The organism is Microbacterium sp. B19, assembly GCF_000333395.1.
In the GTDB taxonomy this organism is placed as follows: Bacteria; Actinomycetota; Actinomycetes; order Actinomycetales; family Microbacteriaceae; genus Microbacterium.
In genome coordinates, this window is record NZ_BADA01000545.1 from 1 (window position 1) to 14,343 (window position 14,343).

The following is a 14,343-nucleotide window of genomic DNA, read 5'->3' on the forward strand; positions in this document are numbered from 1 at the left end:
TTCTGGCATCCCCGTCGATCCGGGGGCGTCGTACCAGTCGACCGGCTCTTCGGTCACACGGTAGCCGAGCTTGTGCGCGAGGTAGAGGACCTCGAGGTCGAACGAGAAGCCGTCGACGACCTGGGTGGAGAAGAGGCGTTCGGCCGCGGGCGCCGTGAACAGCTTGAACCCGCACTGGGTGTCGGCGACGTCGATGCCGAACACGCGCGACACCAGGATGTGCAGTCCGCCGCTCAGCACCCGGCGCGCGAGGCTCTTGTTGCTCACCGCCGCCCCGGCGACGGCGCGGGAGCCGACGACGACGTCGAATCCGTCGTCGACCCGGGCCGCCAGGCGGTCGAACTGCTCGATCGGGGTGGACTGGTCGGCGTCGGCGAACAGCACGAGTCGTCCGCGCGCGGCCAGCATGCCCCGACGGACGGCGTCCCCTTTCCCCGCGTTGCGCGGGGCGGTCAGCAGACGCAGGTTCGCGAAGCGGAGGTCGCGTACGAGGCTCGCGGTGGCATCCGTCGATCCGTCGTCCGAGACGATGAGCTCCCACGGCTCGCCGCGCGCACTCATGTGGGTCGCGATCGCGCCGATCGTGGGGAGGATCCGCCACTCCTCGTTGTACGCCGGGATCACCACCGTCACGGCGGGGTCCTCGGTCAACGGCTCCAGGACCCACTTCTTGTAGGCCCGGTAGGCCGATGTCGGTTCGCTCACGCGCTTCCCCCTTCCGCGACGATCCGCCGCCCGCCCGCCGCAGACACCAGCGCGTTCCCGGCCAGGACGACCAGCAGCACCGACATCGCGACTCCCTGCGCGGCGATGAGGGATGCCATGTCCCCGTGCCACACGAGGAGGAGGATCACCTGCAGCACCGCCGCCCCGAGGAGGATCCACGACGGCCGGGTCCGCGACCGGGACAGGTGGTAGCTGGCCACGAGGTTGCCGATCGCGAAGAGCGTCGTGGTCAGCGCGTAGGCCGCGATCGGCACGGACAGTCCCGCGTACGCGGGCCCCAGGACCACGCCGAGCACGGGTCCGCCCCAGAAGAACCCGCCGACGGCGCAGACGAGACCGATGGCGGTGACGATGACGATGCCGTTCCGCAGCACGTTGGAGGCATCCTCGCCCGCGGCGTGGCGACGGACCGCGACGGGGAAGACCACCGTGGCGACCGACCACGCGAGGAAGAACACGGCACGACCGACGAGGGCCACCGCGGCGTACACACCGGCGTCGGCCGGCGGGAAGACCGCCTTCGACACGAGGATGTCGCTGTTGTTCGCGATGATCTGCCCGACCAGCAGGATCGAGACCATTCCGGCGTAGGCCCGCACCTCGCGCGGGTCGATGGCGCCGCTCACCGGGCCGTTGCTCGCGCGCGCCACGGCGCTCACGACCGCGCACGTCACGACGAACGACACGCTCAGCGCAACCGTCGCGCCGATGACGCCGAATCCCGCCCACACCAGGGCGATCCCGAGCCCCACGCGCGTGACCATCTCGATGAGGAACGACAACGCCAGGGCGGGGAAGGCGAGCCGCGCCTGCAGCGTGCCGCGGCCGACCGCCTGGACGAGCCAGAACGGCACGCCGACGGCGAGCACGACGAACGGCCACGGCGACGCCGTGCGGAACAGCTCCGACCACAGCGGCGACCCGGCGGCGAGCGCCACCGCCGCGACGACACCCGACCAGATGGCGAGCCGCCGCAGCCGGCGCACGAGCGCATCCGCGTCGCCGGGGTACCCGGACGCATCGGCGCGCGCGACGAAGCGGGCGGCGACCATCTGGAGGGCCAGGGCGACGGAGGTCAGGGTGAACAGCAGCGTCACCATGAGGTTGGCGTCGGAGAACTCCGCCGGGGTGAGGACCCGGCCGAGGAAGAGGTTGAGGGCGTAGTTGCCCGCGTTGGCCACGAGCATCGCGCCGGCGAGCATCGACCCGCCGGCGACGAGTCGACCGGCGCCGGCGGCCGGCGCGCGCCGCTCCTCGGTCACGTCCGCCTCCGCGTCCGCAACCGGTCGATGTGGGCGATGTGCCACTGCACGACCTCGGCCATCGGGACGCCGCTCGCGGCGGCGAAGTTGCGGCGGCCGAGCTCCTCGCGGCGTTCGGGGTCGTCGAGGACCAGCGCGAGCGCGTCGGCGAGGCTCTCCGCATCGCCGGGCTCGAAGTACACGCCCTGGAACCCCTCCTCCTCGATCACGTCGACGAGGTCGCCGATGCGCGGCAGGACGGCGGCGCGCCCGTACTCCCCCGCTTGGTGCAGCACGCCGGAGCTTCCCGTCGTGGACGTGTACGGGAAGGCGACGACGGATGCCGAGAGGAAGAGCGGTGCGACCTCCTCCTCCGCGATGTAGCCCGGCATCTCGAGGTGCGGGACATCGGCGTACCGCTCCGCGGCCTCGGCCATGTACCCCGGCGAGTTCGGGCTGTCGGTGCCGGCGAGCACGAGCCGCAGGTCGTCGTATCCGCGGGCGAGCAGGAGGCGGTAGGCCTCGACCAGCAGATCGACCGTCTTGTACGTCCCCCACTTGCCGAACGCCATGATGGTCCGACGCCCCGGCGGAACGCCGAAGGACGGCTTGGCGATCTCCTCGAAGCTGCCGTGCGGGGCGAGCAGCGCGTTCGTCGCGCCGTAGCTGTCGCGGAGGAACTCGACGTACCGCGGGATGGTGAGCGCGACGATGTCGGCGCGCAGGAGCGCACGGGTGAGAATCCGGCCCGCGAGCGTCATCAGCCGCGCGGTGAAGGCCGATCCGGCGAAGCCCGCGTCCTGCATGTCGACGTTATCGGCCAGATTGTGGAGGATCACGAGCGTCGGCACGCCCCGGGCCCGCAGCAGCGCGGGGAGGAGCAGCCCGAGCGCGCCCGGCACCCGCTTGTCGCCGAACGTGGCGAACTGCAGGTTGAGGATCACGGCGTCCGGTCGGGTGCGGGCGATGGCCCGGGCGACACGCGGAACCGTTCGCACATCGTTGAACGTCCAGCTCGGTTCGAACTCCACGCGGTCGAGGGGCGCCGGCTCGCCGGCATCCGTCTCGTCCCTATAGACGACGACGTCGCTGACCTCTTCGAGTCGACTGAGGTGCCGGACCAGGTGATAGCCGTATTCGTTGAGGCTGTTCCGGCCGGGCGGGAACGCCGTGACGACGCCGATGCGCAGGCGCACAGCCGTATCGAGCGACCCTGCTCCCTGCTTCGGCACCATGGCTTCCCCCCACCGCGTGAGGATGACAGTACTCGTATGGCGGGCGTCGTTGTCACCTTCGCGATCACCCCGCCAAGCGATTTTGTTGACATCTTGAGAGCGCTCCTGCAACGTGGTGCCATCGCGCCCGCTGGGAAGTTCGGCGCGGCAGGCAGGATGCCACGATGACGCGACGAAACCTCCTCGGTCTGGAGCCAGGACAGGGCACTCCGCTGTGGACCGCGTTCGCCCTCGCGCTGGTCGTCACGGCGGCCTACGCCGCGTCGCTCTGGGTGCTTCCGGACGAGGGACCCGCGCTCGCGTGGTTCATCGCGGCGCGTCTGCTCGTCGAGTCGACCGCGTGCGGCCTGGTGATCGCGCGCGTCGTCCGCGTGCCGCGGGAGCGCGCGGCGTGGAGCGTCATGGCGGTCGCGCTCGGCATCCTCGTGCTAGCCAACGCCGTCGAGTCGACCGCGGGACTGCCCGGGGGCACCCTCCGGTGGCTCGTCCCCGCGTTCAACCTGCTGTTCTTCCTCGCGCTCCTCGGATGCCTCGGCATCCTGGTCCGCGATCGGTTCGCGCGCCTGTCCCTCTCGACGTGGTTGGACGCGCTGATCAGCACCCTGGGCCTGCTGTGCGTCGCGTTCTTCCTCACCGCGCTCACCGGCGTGGAGGAGCAGGCGACGCTCTTGAGCCTGGCGTACCTCATCCCGTCGCTGCTCTACGTGAGCGTCCTCGTCGCGCTGCTCTCGGCGCTCAACCGGCGACCGTCGGCGAGCTGGTGGCTGAGCCTCGCGGCCGCACTCCTGCTCTTCATCGGCGGTCTCGCCATCGGTCCCGCGCTCGCGGTGGGGCAGCCCATCCCTCCCTCGCCGATCGACGCCCTCTGGCCCGCGGCCGCGCTGCTACTGGCCCTCGTCTCGTGGTGCGCTCCGACCCGACGACCGGGCACGAGCGGCAGCCTCCGCGTCGTCGTGTACGTGCCCGCGATCTTCACGACCGGCGCCCTGGTCATCCTGGTGTTCAACGAGTTGGACGACGGCGGCGGGATCATCGAGTTCCTGGCGTTCGCCACCCTGGCCGCGGGCATCGCGCGGCTCCTCGCCTCGGTCCTCGAGGCCGAGCGTCTACGGCGCCGCGAGCGGGAGCTGAGCGTGAGCCTGGAACGCGCCCGGGATGCCGCGCTGGCGGCGACGTCGGCGAAGAGCACGTTCCTCGCGACGATGAGTCACGAGATGCGGACGCCGCTGAACGCGATCCTCGGGATGAACGAACTCCTCGCCAGCACCGACCTCGACCCCGTGCAGCGCGACTACGCGGACCGCGCGGCCGCGAGCGGCTCCCTGCTGCTGGACGTCGTCACCGACATCCTCGACTTCTCGAAGATCGAGGCGGGCGCGATCGACCTGGTCGCCGCGCCGTTCGACCTCCGCCGCCTGGTGTCTTCGACGGTGACGGTGCTGTCGTTCGCCGCGGAGAGCAAGGGACTCACGGTCGCCGCCGACTACGAGGCCGCCGTCCCCACGTACGTGATGGGGGACGCGACGCGGCTGCGGCAGGTGCTCGTCAACCTGCTCGGCAACGCCGTGAAGTTCACCGCCGCGGGCGAGGTGCGGGTCCGCGTGACTCGCGGCGCCGGACCGGATGCCGTGCACTTCGCGGTGACCGACACGGGAATCGGCATCCCGTCCGAAGCTCTGCAGCGGATCTTCGAGCCGTTCACCCAGGCGGACGAGTCCACAACCCGCACCCATGGCGGCACCGGGCTGGGGCTGTCGATCTGCGACGCGCTCGTGCGCATGATGGGCGGCCGGATGCACGTCGAGAGCGAGGTGGGGCGAGGCAGCACGTTCTCGTTCGAGATCGCCCTGGCCGCCACGGCCCCGCCGGCGGATTCCCCGCGTGCCGTGGTCCGGATCGGCCGCGACCCCTCGGCGCCCCGTCCGACCGGCGAGACCGAGCCTCCCGCACCCCAGCGCGACTCCGCGGCGGTCGTCACGGCATCCGTCGGTCTCCCGGGTGTCGGCGCGCTGAACGTGCTGGTCGCCGAGGACAACCCGACTCTGCAGCTCCTGTCGACGCAGATCCTGAGCCGGCTCGGGCACCGCTCGGCCGTCGTCGGCACGGGCGCGGATGCCGTCGACGCGGTGGCTCGGGAGGCCTATGACATCGTCCTGATGGACATCCACATGCCCGTGATGGACGGGTTGGAGGCCACCCGGGCGATCCGCGCCGCCGGCGACGCGATCCGGCAGCCGTACATCATCGCTCTGACGGCGGGCGCGACGGAGCAGGACCGCGACGACTGCCTCCGGGCGGGCATGAACGGCTACGTCACGAAGCCCTTCACGATGAAGGACCTGCGCTTCGCGTTCGAGACGGCGGAGCTGAACACCCCGGCACGGGATGCCGAACCGGCCGCCGCGACCCCGCACCGCTTCACGCTGCTCAACGACCTGGGCCCGGAGGTGAAGGCCGACGTGCTGCGCACCTTCGTGGATCGGAACTCCGACGACCTGGCCGCGATCTCCGACGCGGTGCACCGCGGGTCGGCCGACGAGGCGCGGGCGCTCGCCCACCGCCTGCGCGGGGCGAGCCTCGCCCTGGGCGCCACGACGCTCGCGGAGGCGTGCGCGCGGATCGAGCGGGGCTCCGACGAGCAGGCGCTCGATCCGCGTCGCCTCGCCGCGGTCCGGGACGCCGCGGCGCTCGTCGTCGACGACGCCGAGAGGGAGCTTCGTGCCCTTTCGTCGCGCTGAGCGCGCGGCATCCGTTTCCTCCCCCGAGACGGATCACCCGCTGCCCGACGACGCGCACGCGGAGCACCCGCGCCCCGAACGCGCGCGGAGCCTGTCGACGCGGACCATCGCCCTCGTCGTCGGGGCGGTGTACTTCGTCGGCTCCCTCGTGATCTTCCGCGACGTGCTGTTCGCCATCCCGTCGGTGCTCCGCGGCGACGCGGTCATCGCGGGCGACGAGCTCGTCCCGTTCTTCAACTGGCACAGCCAGCTGCTCGACCAGGCCGCCGGGCAGTTCAACGAACTCGTCAACGGGTACGAGTTCCGGGTCCGCTACGCGTTCCTCACCACCTGGCTCCGGTACTACACCGTCCTGCCGTTCGCGATCCTCATCGTCATCCCGGCACTGTTCTGGGTGGCGTACCTGACGGTCGCGCGATTCATGGACAAGGTCTTCACGTCGCTGTCCTCGCAGGCGATCTACCTCGCGACGTTCTTCCCCGTCTCGCTGATCTACCTGATCATGGTCTACGCCAAGATCACGCACTTCTACACGCTGGTGCTCGGCCTCGTCCTCATGACGATCTCGTCGCTGTGGATGCTCTACGCGCTGCTCTTCGCGGGCCGCAAGTGGAAGCGGTGGATGGTGATCGCGGCGCTCGCCACGCTGTTCAACCCCGCCATCCACTACCTGGTGCTGTTCAGCCTCTTCTTCGCGATCACCATCGTGACGCTCCTCGTGGGCGAGATCGGCAAGTGGATCCGCACGGGCGGCCCCCGCCGCCTGCATCGGCTGCCCGGACGCGTGCGCACCCTGGTCCTCCACGGCGGACGGTGGAAACGCCTCCGCGCGTGGTTCGGCCGCTGGTCCCTCACGACGACCGGGCGCATCGTCTGGGCGATCTTCATCTACGGCCTGATCACCCTCATCCCCTACGCGCTGTTCGTGAAGTACGTCGCGCTCGCGGGAGTGTCGAACCTCAGCGACACGGTTCCGGGCGATTTCTACTTCATTCAGGATGCCTCGGTCTCGTGGTTGCACGAACTCTCCTGGGACCTCGCCGGGATCACCGACAAGATCCTCTTCGGCGACTACCTCGCGAAGGTCCCCCGGTATCCCGACGCGGTCTACACGCTGCTGCTGTTCGTGCCGCTCGCGGTCCCTTGGGTGCGCCGGCGACTCTTCCGCTCCCGCCCGCACCGGCAGTTGCTCGGCGTGCTCATCGTCGCGATCGTCTTCGCGCTGTGGGCGACGATCGGCTATGGCGAGCCGCTGTGGTTCCCCACGTTCCACCGCACGCTGGCGGCCCTGGCGATCACGGCCAACGAGAGCCACTCGGCGATCGGCAACCTCGTCGTGACCGCCGCCGGCACGGTCGTGCAGATCCTGCGCTTCCCGCACCGGTTCCAGCTCATCCTCTTCATGCTCGCGCCGCTGGTCATGTCGCTGACGCTCGCGCTGTTCATCGACGTCGTGAGCGGACGGTGGCTCGCCCCGCGCCGGGGTCGGGCTGCCCGGCGGAGACAGGCTCCCCCGTCGGCGAGACCAAAGGATCCCGTGCGGGTCCGCGCCCGCAGCGAACTGCTCATCTCGCTGCTCGCGACCGCGTGCATCGGGGCGGTGTTCTTCACCCCGTTCTGGTCGAACAATCCGTACCGGTCGGTGTTCGGGTCAGGGAACATGGCGGGCTTCCTCGCGCCCTTCCCCCTGCACGACCTGCAAGAACTCAAGCAGGAATTGAACGCACTCCCCGAGGGGAAGACGGTCGTCCTCCCGCCCACCGAGACCGCGAAGCTCGTTCAGGATGCCAACGGCGTCGACCACAAGTTCATCGACAAGTTCTTCATCTACTACCTCGACAAACCGAGCTACTACTACGGCCTCACCGGGGACGTGAAGAACAAGTTCGACTTCTTCCTGATCCTCCGCGGCCTGTATTACCAGCAGGACTGGTGGATCAACGTCGCCCGCGACATCCAGATCAAGTACATCGTCGTGAATCGCAAGATCCACTCGAACAACGGCGTCGGCGCCGAATACCTCCCGAACGTCGAGAGCTACGTCGAGCCCGGGCTCCAGCGGCTGAAGGGCGACGTCGAACTCCGATTCCAGAACGACAGCTACGCGCTCTACGAGATCACCGACCAGCCGCACGCGGACCGCGAGACGATCCTGGTCGATTCCAGCTGGCAGACCTACCTCAACCTCGTCTTCAATCGCCGCAACCTCAGCCGCTGTTACACCTTCCAGTACACGCCGTACTACGACCCGTCCGAGGTTCCTGAGGGGTCCACGATCCATCTGCTCAGCGACGACGAGACCACCTCGGCGCTCGACCTGTGGCTGCTGGACCATCCGGAGGCCGTCGCGGGTCCGGACACCCGGATGTTCGCGTTCAACCCCGACGTCGTGGCATCCAACTACTACCTGTCGCCGATGTTCCGCTCGTTCCTGCTGTTCTCGAACACCAAATGGAACCGCACGGGAATGATCACGCCGGGGGTCTTCGGCACGCTGCGCGGATCGTTCATCGGTCTTCCGCGCGCGACCGAGATCAGCGTTCCGGTCACGGTGAAAGAGCCCGGGAAGTACCACCTGCTGATGCGGTCGGCGAACACCGCGAACACGCTGCACATCTCCTCGTCGACGCTGTCGTACGACGAGTCGTTCGAGCTGCGCTCCCCGCCGCAGAACGTCAAGCTGTTCCCGGTCGACGACGTGTACAAACCCGGCCGCGTGGCCACAGACACGTCCGGCATGTCGGTCGCCGATCTCGAGCAGCAGATCCCCGACACGCTCGTCCCGGTCAATTCGGGGTTCAGTTTCCAAGACCTCGGAGTCGTGGATGCCGAGGCCGGGAAACACACCTTCGCGATCGACAAGACCGACACGAATCCCATGCTCTTCGAGGGCCTCATGCTCGTGCCCGAGGAGACCTACCGGTCGCTGACGCTCCCGTCGAATGTCGAGCGGATCACCGATCCGAACGCCCTCGACTGCTCGGAGCGCACCGAGAGCGCCGGCGGCAAGGACGGCTACGTCGATCCCGCCGCCAACCCCGAGCACGCCAACCTCACGCAGGACGAGCTGCTCAACCTCGCCGCGGCCGACGTCACCGACCTCGAACCTCCCAACGGAGGCGTCGTCGGGTCGAGCTGGGTCGGCGTCGGACTCACCGTCGCGCTCATCGGCGCGAGCCTCGTGCTCGTACGCTGGCGCGCACGCTTGCACCACGACGACGACGAGGACGAGGATCGCGACGACGACGATCCCGACGACGACACCACCGACCCGCCACCCCAGGAGCCGCGATCATGACCGCACCGTCCCGCCGCATCGTCTTCCTCGGCACGCACGGGCAGTACAACATCGGCGACGAGCTGCTGCTCGAGACGTTCCTCACGCAGCTCGGCGCGCAGCACCGCTACCTCGTCAATAGCTACGATCCGGCCTTCACCCGGGCGCAGTTGCGCCCGCGGTTCGACGTCGAGGTGATCGACACCGGCGCGGACCGCCTGCGGCTGCTGCGGGCGCTGCGGGGTGCCGACCTGCTCGTCTTCGGCGGCGGCTCGATCATCAAGGAGCTCTACGCCTCGACGGGCCGGAACCCCTACTCGACGCTCGCGATGATCCTCGGGGTCGTGACGTTCGCGCGGCGCATCGCCCGGAAGCCCGTTGCGATGCTCAATATCGGCGTCGGTCCGCTGCGGACGCCGACCGGGCTGTGGCTGGCGCGCCGGATCCTGTCGCAGGTCGACCTGATCACCGTGCGTGATCAGAAGTCGTTCGACACGTGCCGCGAGATCGGCATCGACGCGACCCTCGTCCCGGATGCCGTGTTCTCCACCGACGAGGAGTTCCTGCTCCGGCCGGCCGACGATTCCCCCGCAACCCGCCCGGGCGGTCCGCTCCGCGTGGCCCTCAACCTCAACTTCGACATCGAGAACCCGGATGCCTGGGAGCCGTTCCTCAACCGGCTCGCCGCCGCCCTCGAGTCCGTCCACGCCCGGCATCCGATCGAGGTGCATTCGCTTCCGATGCAGATCGGTTTCAAGGACCACGACGACGTCGAGGTGCTCGACGCCCTCGCCGGGCGCTTGGCATCCGTCCCCTTCGTCCGCCACGAACCCCGGACGCACGTGGATGCCGCCCGCCTCATCCGCGACAGCGACCTGCTGGTCAGCGAGCGGCTGCACGCGATCGTGATGGCATCCATCCTCGGGGTGCCCTCGTTCGTGCTCGCGTACGACGTGAAGGTGCGCGAACTCGCCAAGACGCTCGGCCTCGAGGACCGCACGATCGACATCAACGAGCCGTTCGAGGCAGCCGCGCTGGCCGATGGTCTCGTCGACCTGATCGAGCGGCGGGATGCCGTGGGATCGGCGGTCGGCGCCCGGAGCGCCGAGCTGCGCGCCGAGGCCCGCGCCAGCTTCGCGCGGGCCCGCGGCTGGGTCGAGAACGCGTGAGCTCGTCGAGGCCCCGAGCCGTGACCCTCGTTCGCTCCGCTTCGCTGACCGATCGCGCCGAGTACGCCTACGCAGCAACTGCCCCGGCCGACGCGCGACTCGTGTTCCTCGCGGGGTCGTGTCCGCTCGATCTCGAGGGATCCGTGGTGGGCATGGGCGACTTCGCGGCGCAAGCGGCGAAGTGCGTGGAGAACCTGGCGATCGCGCTCGCGGAGGCAGGCGCCGAGCTGACGGATGTCCTCAGCACCCGGGTGCTCGTCGCGTCATCGCAACGGGAAGATCTCCTGGCGGCGTGGCGCGTGGTTCGGGATGCCTTCGGGGAGCACGACGCTCCGAGCACCCTGCTCGGCGTGACCGTCCTCGGTTACGAGAACCAGCTCGTCGAGATCGAGGCCGTCGCCGCCGTCCTCGACGCCGTCACCGAGTAGTCGGCGTTCCAGCCTCCGCGTCGGACAGAAAGTGCCGCAGCGCCAGCGGCCTCCGCAGGAACCGCTCCTCGTCGGGGAACGTCACCGGTTGCGTCCGCCAGTCCTCGCCCGCGTAGGAGATGAGCGCGGCCTCGTCCGCCCATTCGCTGACGTACTGCACCCGACTCGGCTCGGCCAGGTCGACGAGCACGTCGGCTGAGGAACCCGCGATACCGCTCCAGGAAAGATGCGAAAGCGTCAAGAAGGACAGGATGAAAGCCAGATGGTGGAGAACTCCGCCCACGACAAATCCCCGGCCCGCGCAGCGGCAACCGGGGCTTCGTTTAGTTCAATTTGCAGGCGCAGCCGCGGCCACTTTCGTAAGCAGATTCACGAAGGCCGAGCACGTGACGAGCAAGTAGACAGCCAGTGCGGCGTCAACCTCCTCGCCCCCGATGTTGGCGTGACGGATACCACCCGCTTGGCTCGTGTAGCCGTACATGGCGCTCCAAGCCTTCAGAATGGCGGGATGCACTGGGAGCCCCCTAGCACCCAGTTCCTTGACACCATCGCCGAGGGTTTTCTTTCCCGTCAGTGAATACACGGTAGCCTCCACTGCCAAGACAGCCTCGCTCGCCACCTTCGAGTACTGAGGGTTCTGCCGGTCGGACAGTAGCGCGGTGGCGCGCTCGAGATGTGACCTTGCCGCGTCGGTGGCCGATGTGATCGCCTCGCCAATCTCCGCCGCGCTCTGGTCGTCATCGACTCTTACGAGCACGGCACCGACGAATCGATAGCCAACGAGATTCCGCGTCAGGACCTCGTTGATACGTGACCGGAACTGTTTCGAGAACTCATCAGGGAATTGCTGGTCGAGGGCCACCCCGAGGCCTTCCACTAGTTCGAACATGTCGACCCAATCACCCTGCAGCACCGTTCGCTTAATAGCTGACTCGCAGCCAGCCCACGAGTATTCGTCGAGCGGGCGGCGCAACACCTCTGCCCAGACGTGCTTCATGGCGGGTTGAGACGAAGTGCGCAGCTGTGTCCAGAGAACCTGTATAAGCGGATGGATCACATTGAAGACTGCAACCCTAGTTTCCTCGTCAATTGAGTCCGTCTGAAGAACTACCCGCACCGGCCGCTGCCCAATACGCTGCCCGAATCGTTCCACCCGATGCCTCCCTGCAGGCAATGACCAATTCAAGTTACCGCACCACTTCGCATATCACGCCGCGCAGGGCAAGAAGGCGCCCGAGTCCGCGAAACGCAGCAGGGTGTCACACGGGGCTATCGGAACGAGGACACAGGCGTCGAGGAAGGCCGCGAACAGACTCACGCTCAGGCCTTGCGAGCACGCGCCAGGGCGTCGGAATAATTCGACGCCTCCACCTCGTAGAGACCATCGTCGTTCGCCTGTCGGGTCATCTCGTCCAGACGACTGCGCCGTTCGTCTCGCTTTCGGTCACGGTATGCGAGGACGTCATGGAGCCGAAGACGCCGATGACGCGACTCCCCGAGTCGCTCGAAAGGCAATTCGTGCTCATCGAGGAGCCGCACCAAAGTGTTTCGGCTGATGCCCAGCAGAGTTGCCGCCTGTTGTGTCGTCAGCTGCCGATCGATGGGCTCGAGACTGACGGACTCTCCTCGCTGCATGGCCGAGACCACTCGCCGCAACGCCTCGTAGGCCGGAAGCGGCAGTGCAATCTGCTCCCCGTCCGGTCCGAGGAGCATGGCGGGTGCCGAGTTCTGCTCGAGGAAGTTCGCCAGCTTCAGCATCTCTTGGAGATCGTGAGGAGGCTCCACCACCTGTGCCTGGCGAGATGAGATCGGCGTGCGTGTCATGGCATCCATTATCGCCCAATTCGCCCAAAACGTTCAAAACGTTCAGCGCGGCAGGGAAACGACTTTCGATCGATCTGCCTGTGGCGGGCCATCCGCCAGCCATGCATCGACGACCCGGGCGCCATGTTCGACGTCCGCCAGCGACGAGTTCGATGCATACAGAAGGCGGGTTCGTCCGTTCTGCAATCGAATCTTGACCGTGTAGAACGTGCCCCCGCTGTTCATCAACAGGGCCAGCCCGAAGTCTGCGAGGATCCCGAGCTCGCTGGGCTCAGCGCTCTCGACCGTCGCTCGCGGGTACCTCCGCGTGAGCAGGTACCCACGGGCGATCAGCGTCGTCGGAGTGAGTTCCACCCCGCAGATTCCGAGTCGGACAAGGAAGAGAGCCGTGAAGGCGGAGGCGAAGGCGAATAGTGCTGTGACGATCAGACGATTCCAGAGATCGGTCGTCCCCTCCGTCCAGACGTGGATGGGCACCACCGCCAGCAATCCGAGAAGGAGTCCGCCGAGGGGAACGGCCAGCACGTTCCAGATCCGAAAACGTCTCCCGAGCGACCACACCACTCCGATCAGGCTCTTCTGTCCGTAGTACCGCGCGAGCACGGATGACGGAGGGCTGAGGAGGACAAGGGTGGCGCCCGCCCACGCGAGGAGGCCGACAACGGCGACGACGATGTCCGGCTCGAAGGTGTACTCGGGCTTCCCCGTCGAGATGAGGATTACCCGCATGAGCAGCCACCCTCCGGCCGCGCAGCCGGCCAGGGCGATGACCGGGGACCACGCGAAAACCGCCCTCCAGAGGCGGGCCGACACCCAGTCCCGCGACTGCCGGTCTCGGTTACGACGAGATCGGACGGCGCGCGTGGTGTCGCCGACGACGTGCTCCCCCGTCACCGGCGCAGCCCCGGGTCCTGCTCGATCGTCGGCATCGACGATAGGAAGTGCCGCAGCGCCAGCGGCCGCCGCAGGAACCGCTCCTCGTCGGGGAACGTCACCGGCTGCGTCCGCCAGTCCTCGCCCGCGTAGGAGATGAGCGCGGCCTCGTCCGCCCATTCGCTGACGTACTGCACCCGACTCGGCTCGGCCAGGTCGACGAGCACCTCATGACGGAGCAGCCCGCGATACCGGCCGGGGAACGTGGCGACGAGCCCGCGCAGCACCGCGAGGAACTCGTCCTCCATGCCCTCCCGGACGTGCGCTTCCGATACCCGGACGATCATCCCCAGAACCCCCGGTGCGGCTCGGCGGCCTCGTCCTCGAGGTGCGGCCCCGACACGGCGACCGCCGGCTCCCCGTGCGCGAACACCTCGCGCGACGGCAGGTCGAGCTCACGGCCGCCGTCCTCCGACTCGGCGAGCGCGATGAGTCCGCGCCCCGAGAGGGCGTAGACCATGCGCCCGATGCCCGCCCAGAACATCGCCCCCGCGCACATCGCGCACGGTTCGCACGATGTGTAGAGAGTGGATGCCGCCAGGTCGGTGGCATCCACGGTTCTCCAGGCGAGGCGGACGAGGTTCGTCTCCGCGTGCGCCGTCACGTCACGGTCGGTCAGCACGGTGTTCTCGGCCTCGAGCACGCGGCCGTCGGCGGTGACGAGCACCGCACCGAACGGATGGTTGCCGTGGGCGCGCGCGAGGATCGAGAGCTCGATCGCGCGGCGGAGGTGGGCGAGGTCGGTCGGGGCGAGGTCGTCGGCCATGGCTCG

General features: G+C 68.4%; 13 protein-coding genes. 4 read left to right on the forward strand and 9 right to left on the reverse strand.

The window, feature by feature from the left end; translation table 11 throughout:
* The 3 genes from I5G_RS26060 to I5G_RS18535 form a co-directional block, all read right to left on the reverse strand.
* On the reverse strand, positions 1-705 hold a 705-nt coding region (locus tag I5G_RS26060; RefSeq protein WP_022880388.1), incomplete at its 3' end, for a dolichyl-phosphate beta-glucosyltransferase.
* Positions 702-1,988 (reverse strand): oligosaccharide flippase family protein, encoded by a 1,287-nt coding sequence (locus tag I5G_RS18530; RefSeq protein ID WP_022880389.1) that lies wholly within the window; start codon positions 1,986-1,988, stop codon positions 702-704. The genes I5G_RS26060 and I5G_RS18530, both read right to left, overlap by 4 nt.
* Positions 1,985-3,202: a glycosyltransferase gene (locus I5G_RS18535; RefSeq protein ID WP_051038886.1), complete on the reverse strand. Its 1,218-nt coding sequence runs from the start codon at positions 3,200-3,202 to the stop codon at positions 1,985-1,987. The genes I5G_RS18530 and I5G_RS18535 overlap by 4 nt, the downstream gene beginning before the upstream one ends.
* Positions 3,203-3,366: 164 nt before the next feature.
* Between I5G_RS18535 and I5G_RS24205 the strand changes: the two genes are divergently transcribed.
* The 4 genes from I5G_RS24205 to I5G_RS18555 are packed head-to-tail and all read left to right on the forward strand — an operon-like array spanning position 3,367 to position 10,814.
* Positions 3,367-5,940, forward strand: a complete 2,574-nt coding sequence (locus I5G_RS24205; RefSeq protein ID WP_022880391.1) for an ATP-binding protein — start codon at positions 3,367-3,369, stop codon at positions 5,938-5,940.
* Positions 5,921-9,238 (forward strand): hypothetical protein, encoded by a 3,318-nt coding sequence (locus I5G_RS26065; protein WP_022880392.1) that lies wholly within the window; start codon positions 5,921-5,923, stop codon positions 9,236-9,238. The genes I5G_RS24205 and I5G_RS26065 overlap by 20 nt, the downstream gene beginning before the upstream one ends.
* A complete protein-coding gene (locus I5G_RS26070) occupies positions 9,235-10,386 on the forward strand; it encodes a polysaccharide pyruvyl transferase family protein (protein WP_022880393.1) in 1,152 nt (383 codons plus the stop codon). The genes I5G_RS26065 and I5G_RS26070 overlap by 4 nt, the downstream gene beginning before the upstream one ends.
* Positions 10,387-10,406: 20 nt before the next feature.
* Complete coding sequence (locus I5G_RS18555) at positions 10,407-10,814, forward strand: RidA family protein (protein WP_022880394.1); 408 nt, start codon at positions 10,407-10,409, stop codon at positions 10,812-10,814.
* On the opposite strand, the gene I5G_RS18560 is transcribed toward I5G_RS18555, so the two are convergent.
* The 6 genes from I5G_RS18560 to I5G_RS18585 form a co-directional block, all read right to left on the reverse strand.
* Positions 10,804-11,055: a hypothetical protein gene (locus I5G_RS18560; protein WP_148286546.1), complete on the reverse strand. Its 252-nt coding sequence runs from the start codon at positions 11,053-11,055 to the stop codon at positions 10,804-10,806. The genes I5G_RS18555 and I5G_RS18560 overlap by 11 nt on opposite strands.
* 87 nt (positions 11,056-11,142) lie before the next feature.
* Positions 11,143-11,967 carry an AbiJ-NTD4 domain-containing protein gene (locus I5G_RS18565; protein ID WP_187288875.1) on the reverse strand — a complete coding sequence of 275 codons (825 nt, stop codon included), beginning with the start codon at positions 11,965-11,967 and terminating at the stop codon, positions 11,143-11,145.
* 167 nt (positions 11,968-12,134) lie between these two features.
* Positions 12,135-12,638 carry a helix-turn-helix domain-containing protein gene (locus tag I5G_RS18570; RefSeq protein ID WP_051038889.1) on the reverse strand — a complete coding sequence of 168 codons (504 nt, stop codon included), beginning with the start codon at positions 12,636-12,638 and terminating at the stop codon, positions 12,135-12,137.
* Positions 12,639-12,680: 42 nt separating this feature from the next.
* Positions 12,681-13,532, reverse strand: coding sequence for a hypothetical protein (locus I5G_RS18575; protein WP_022880398.1), 852 nt, complete (start codon positions 13,530-13,532; stop codon positions 12,681-12,683).
* A complete protein-coding gene (locus tag I5G_RS23565; protein WP_051038891.1) occupies positions 13,529-13,858 on the reverse strand; it encodes an antibiotic biosynthesis monooxygenase in 330 nt (109 codons plus the stop codon). Before I5G_RS23565 ends, I5G_RS18575 begins: the two co-directional genes overlap by 4 nt.
* Positions 13,855-14,337 (reverse strand): nucleoside deaminase, encoded by a 483-nt coding sequence (locus I5G_RS18585; RefSeq protein WP_026096087.1) that lies wholly within the window; start codon positions 14,335-14,337, stop codon positions 13,855-13,857. Before I5G_RS18585 ends, I5G_RS23565 begins: the two co-directional genes overlap by 4 nt.
* Between the last annotated feature and the right edge of the window lie 6 nt (positions 14,338-14,343).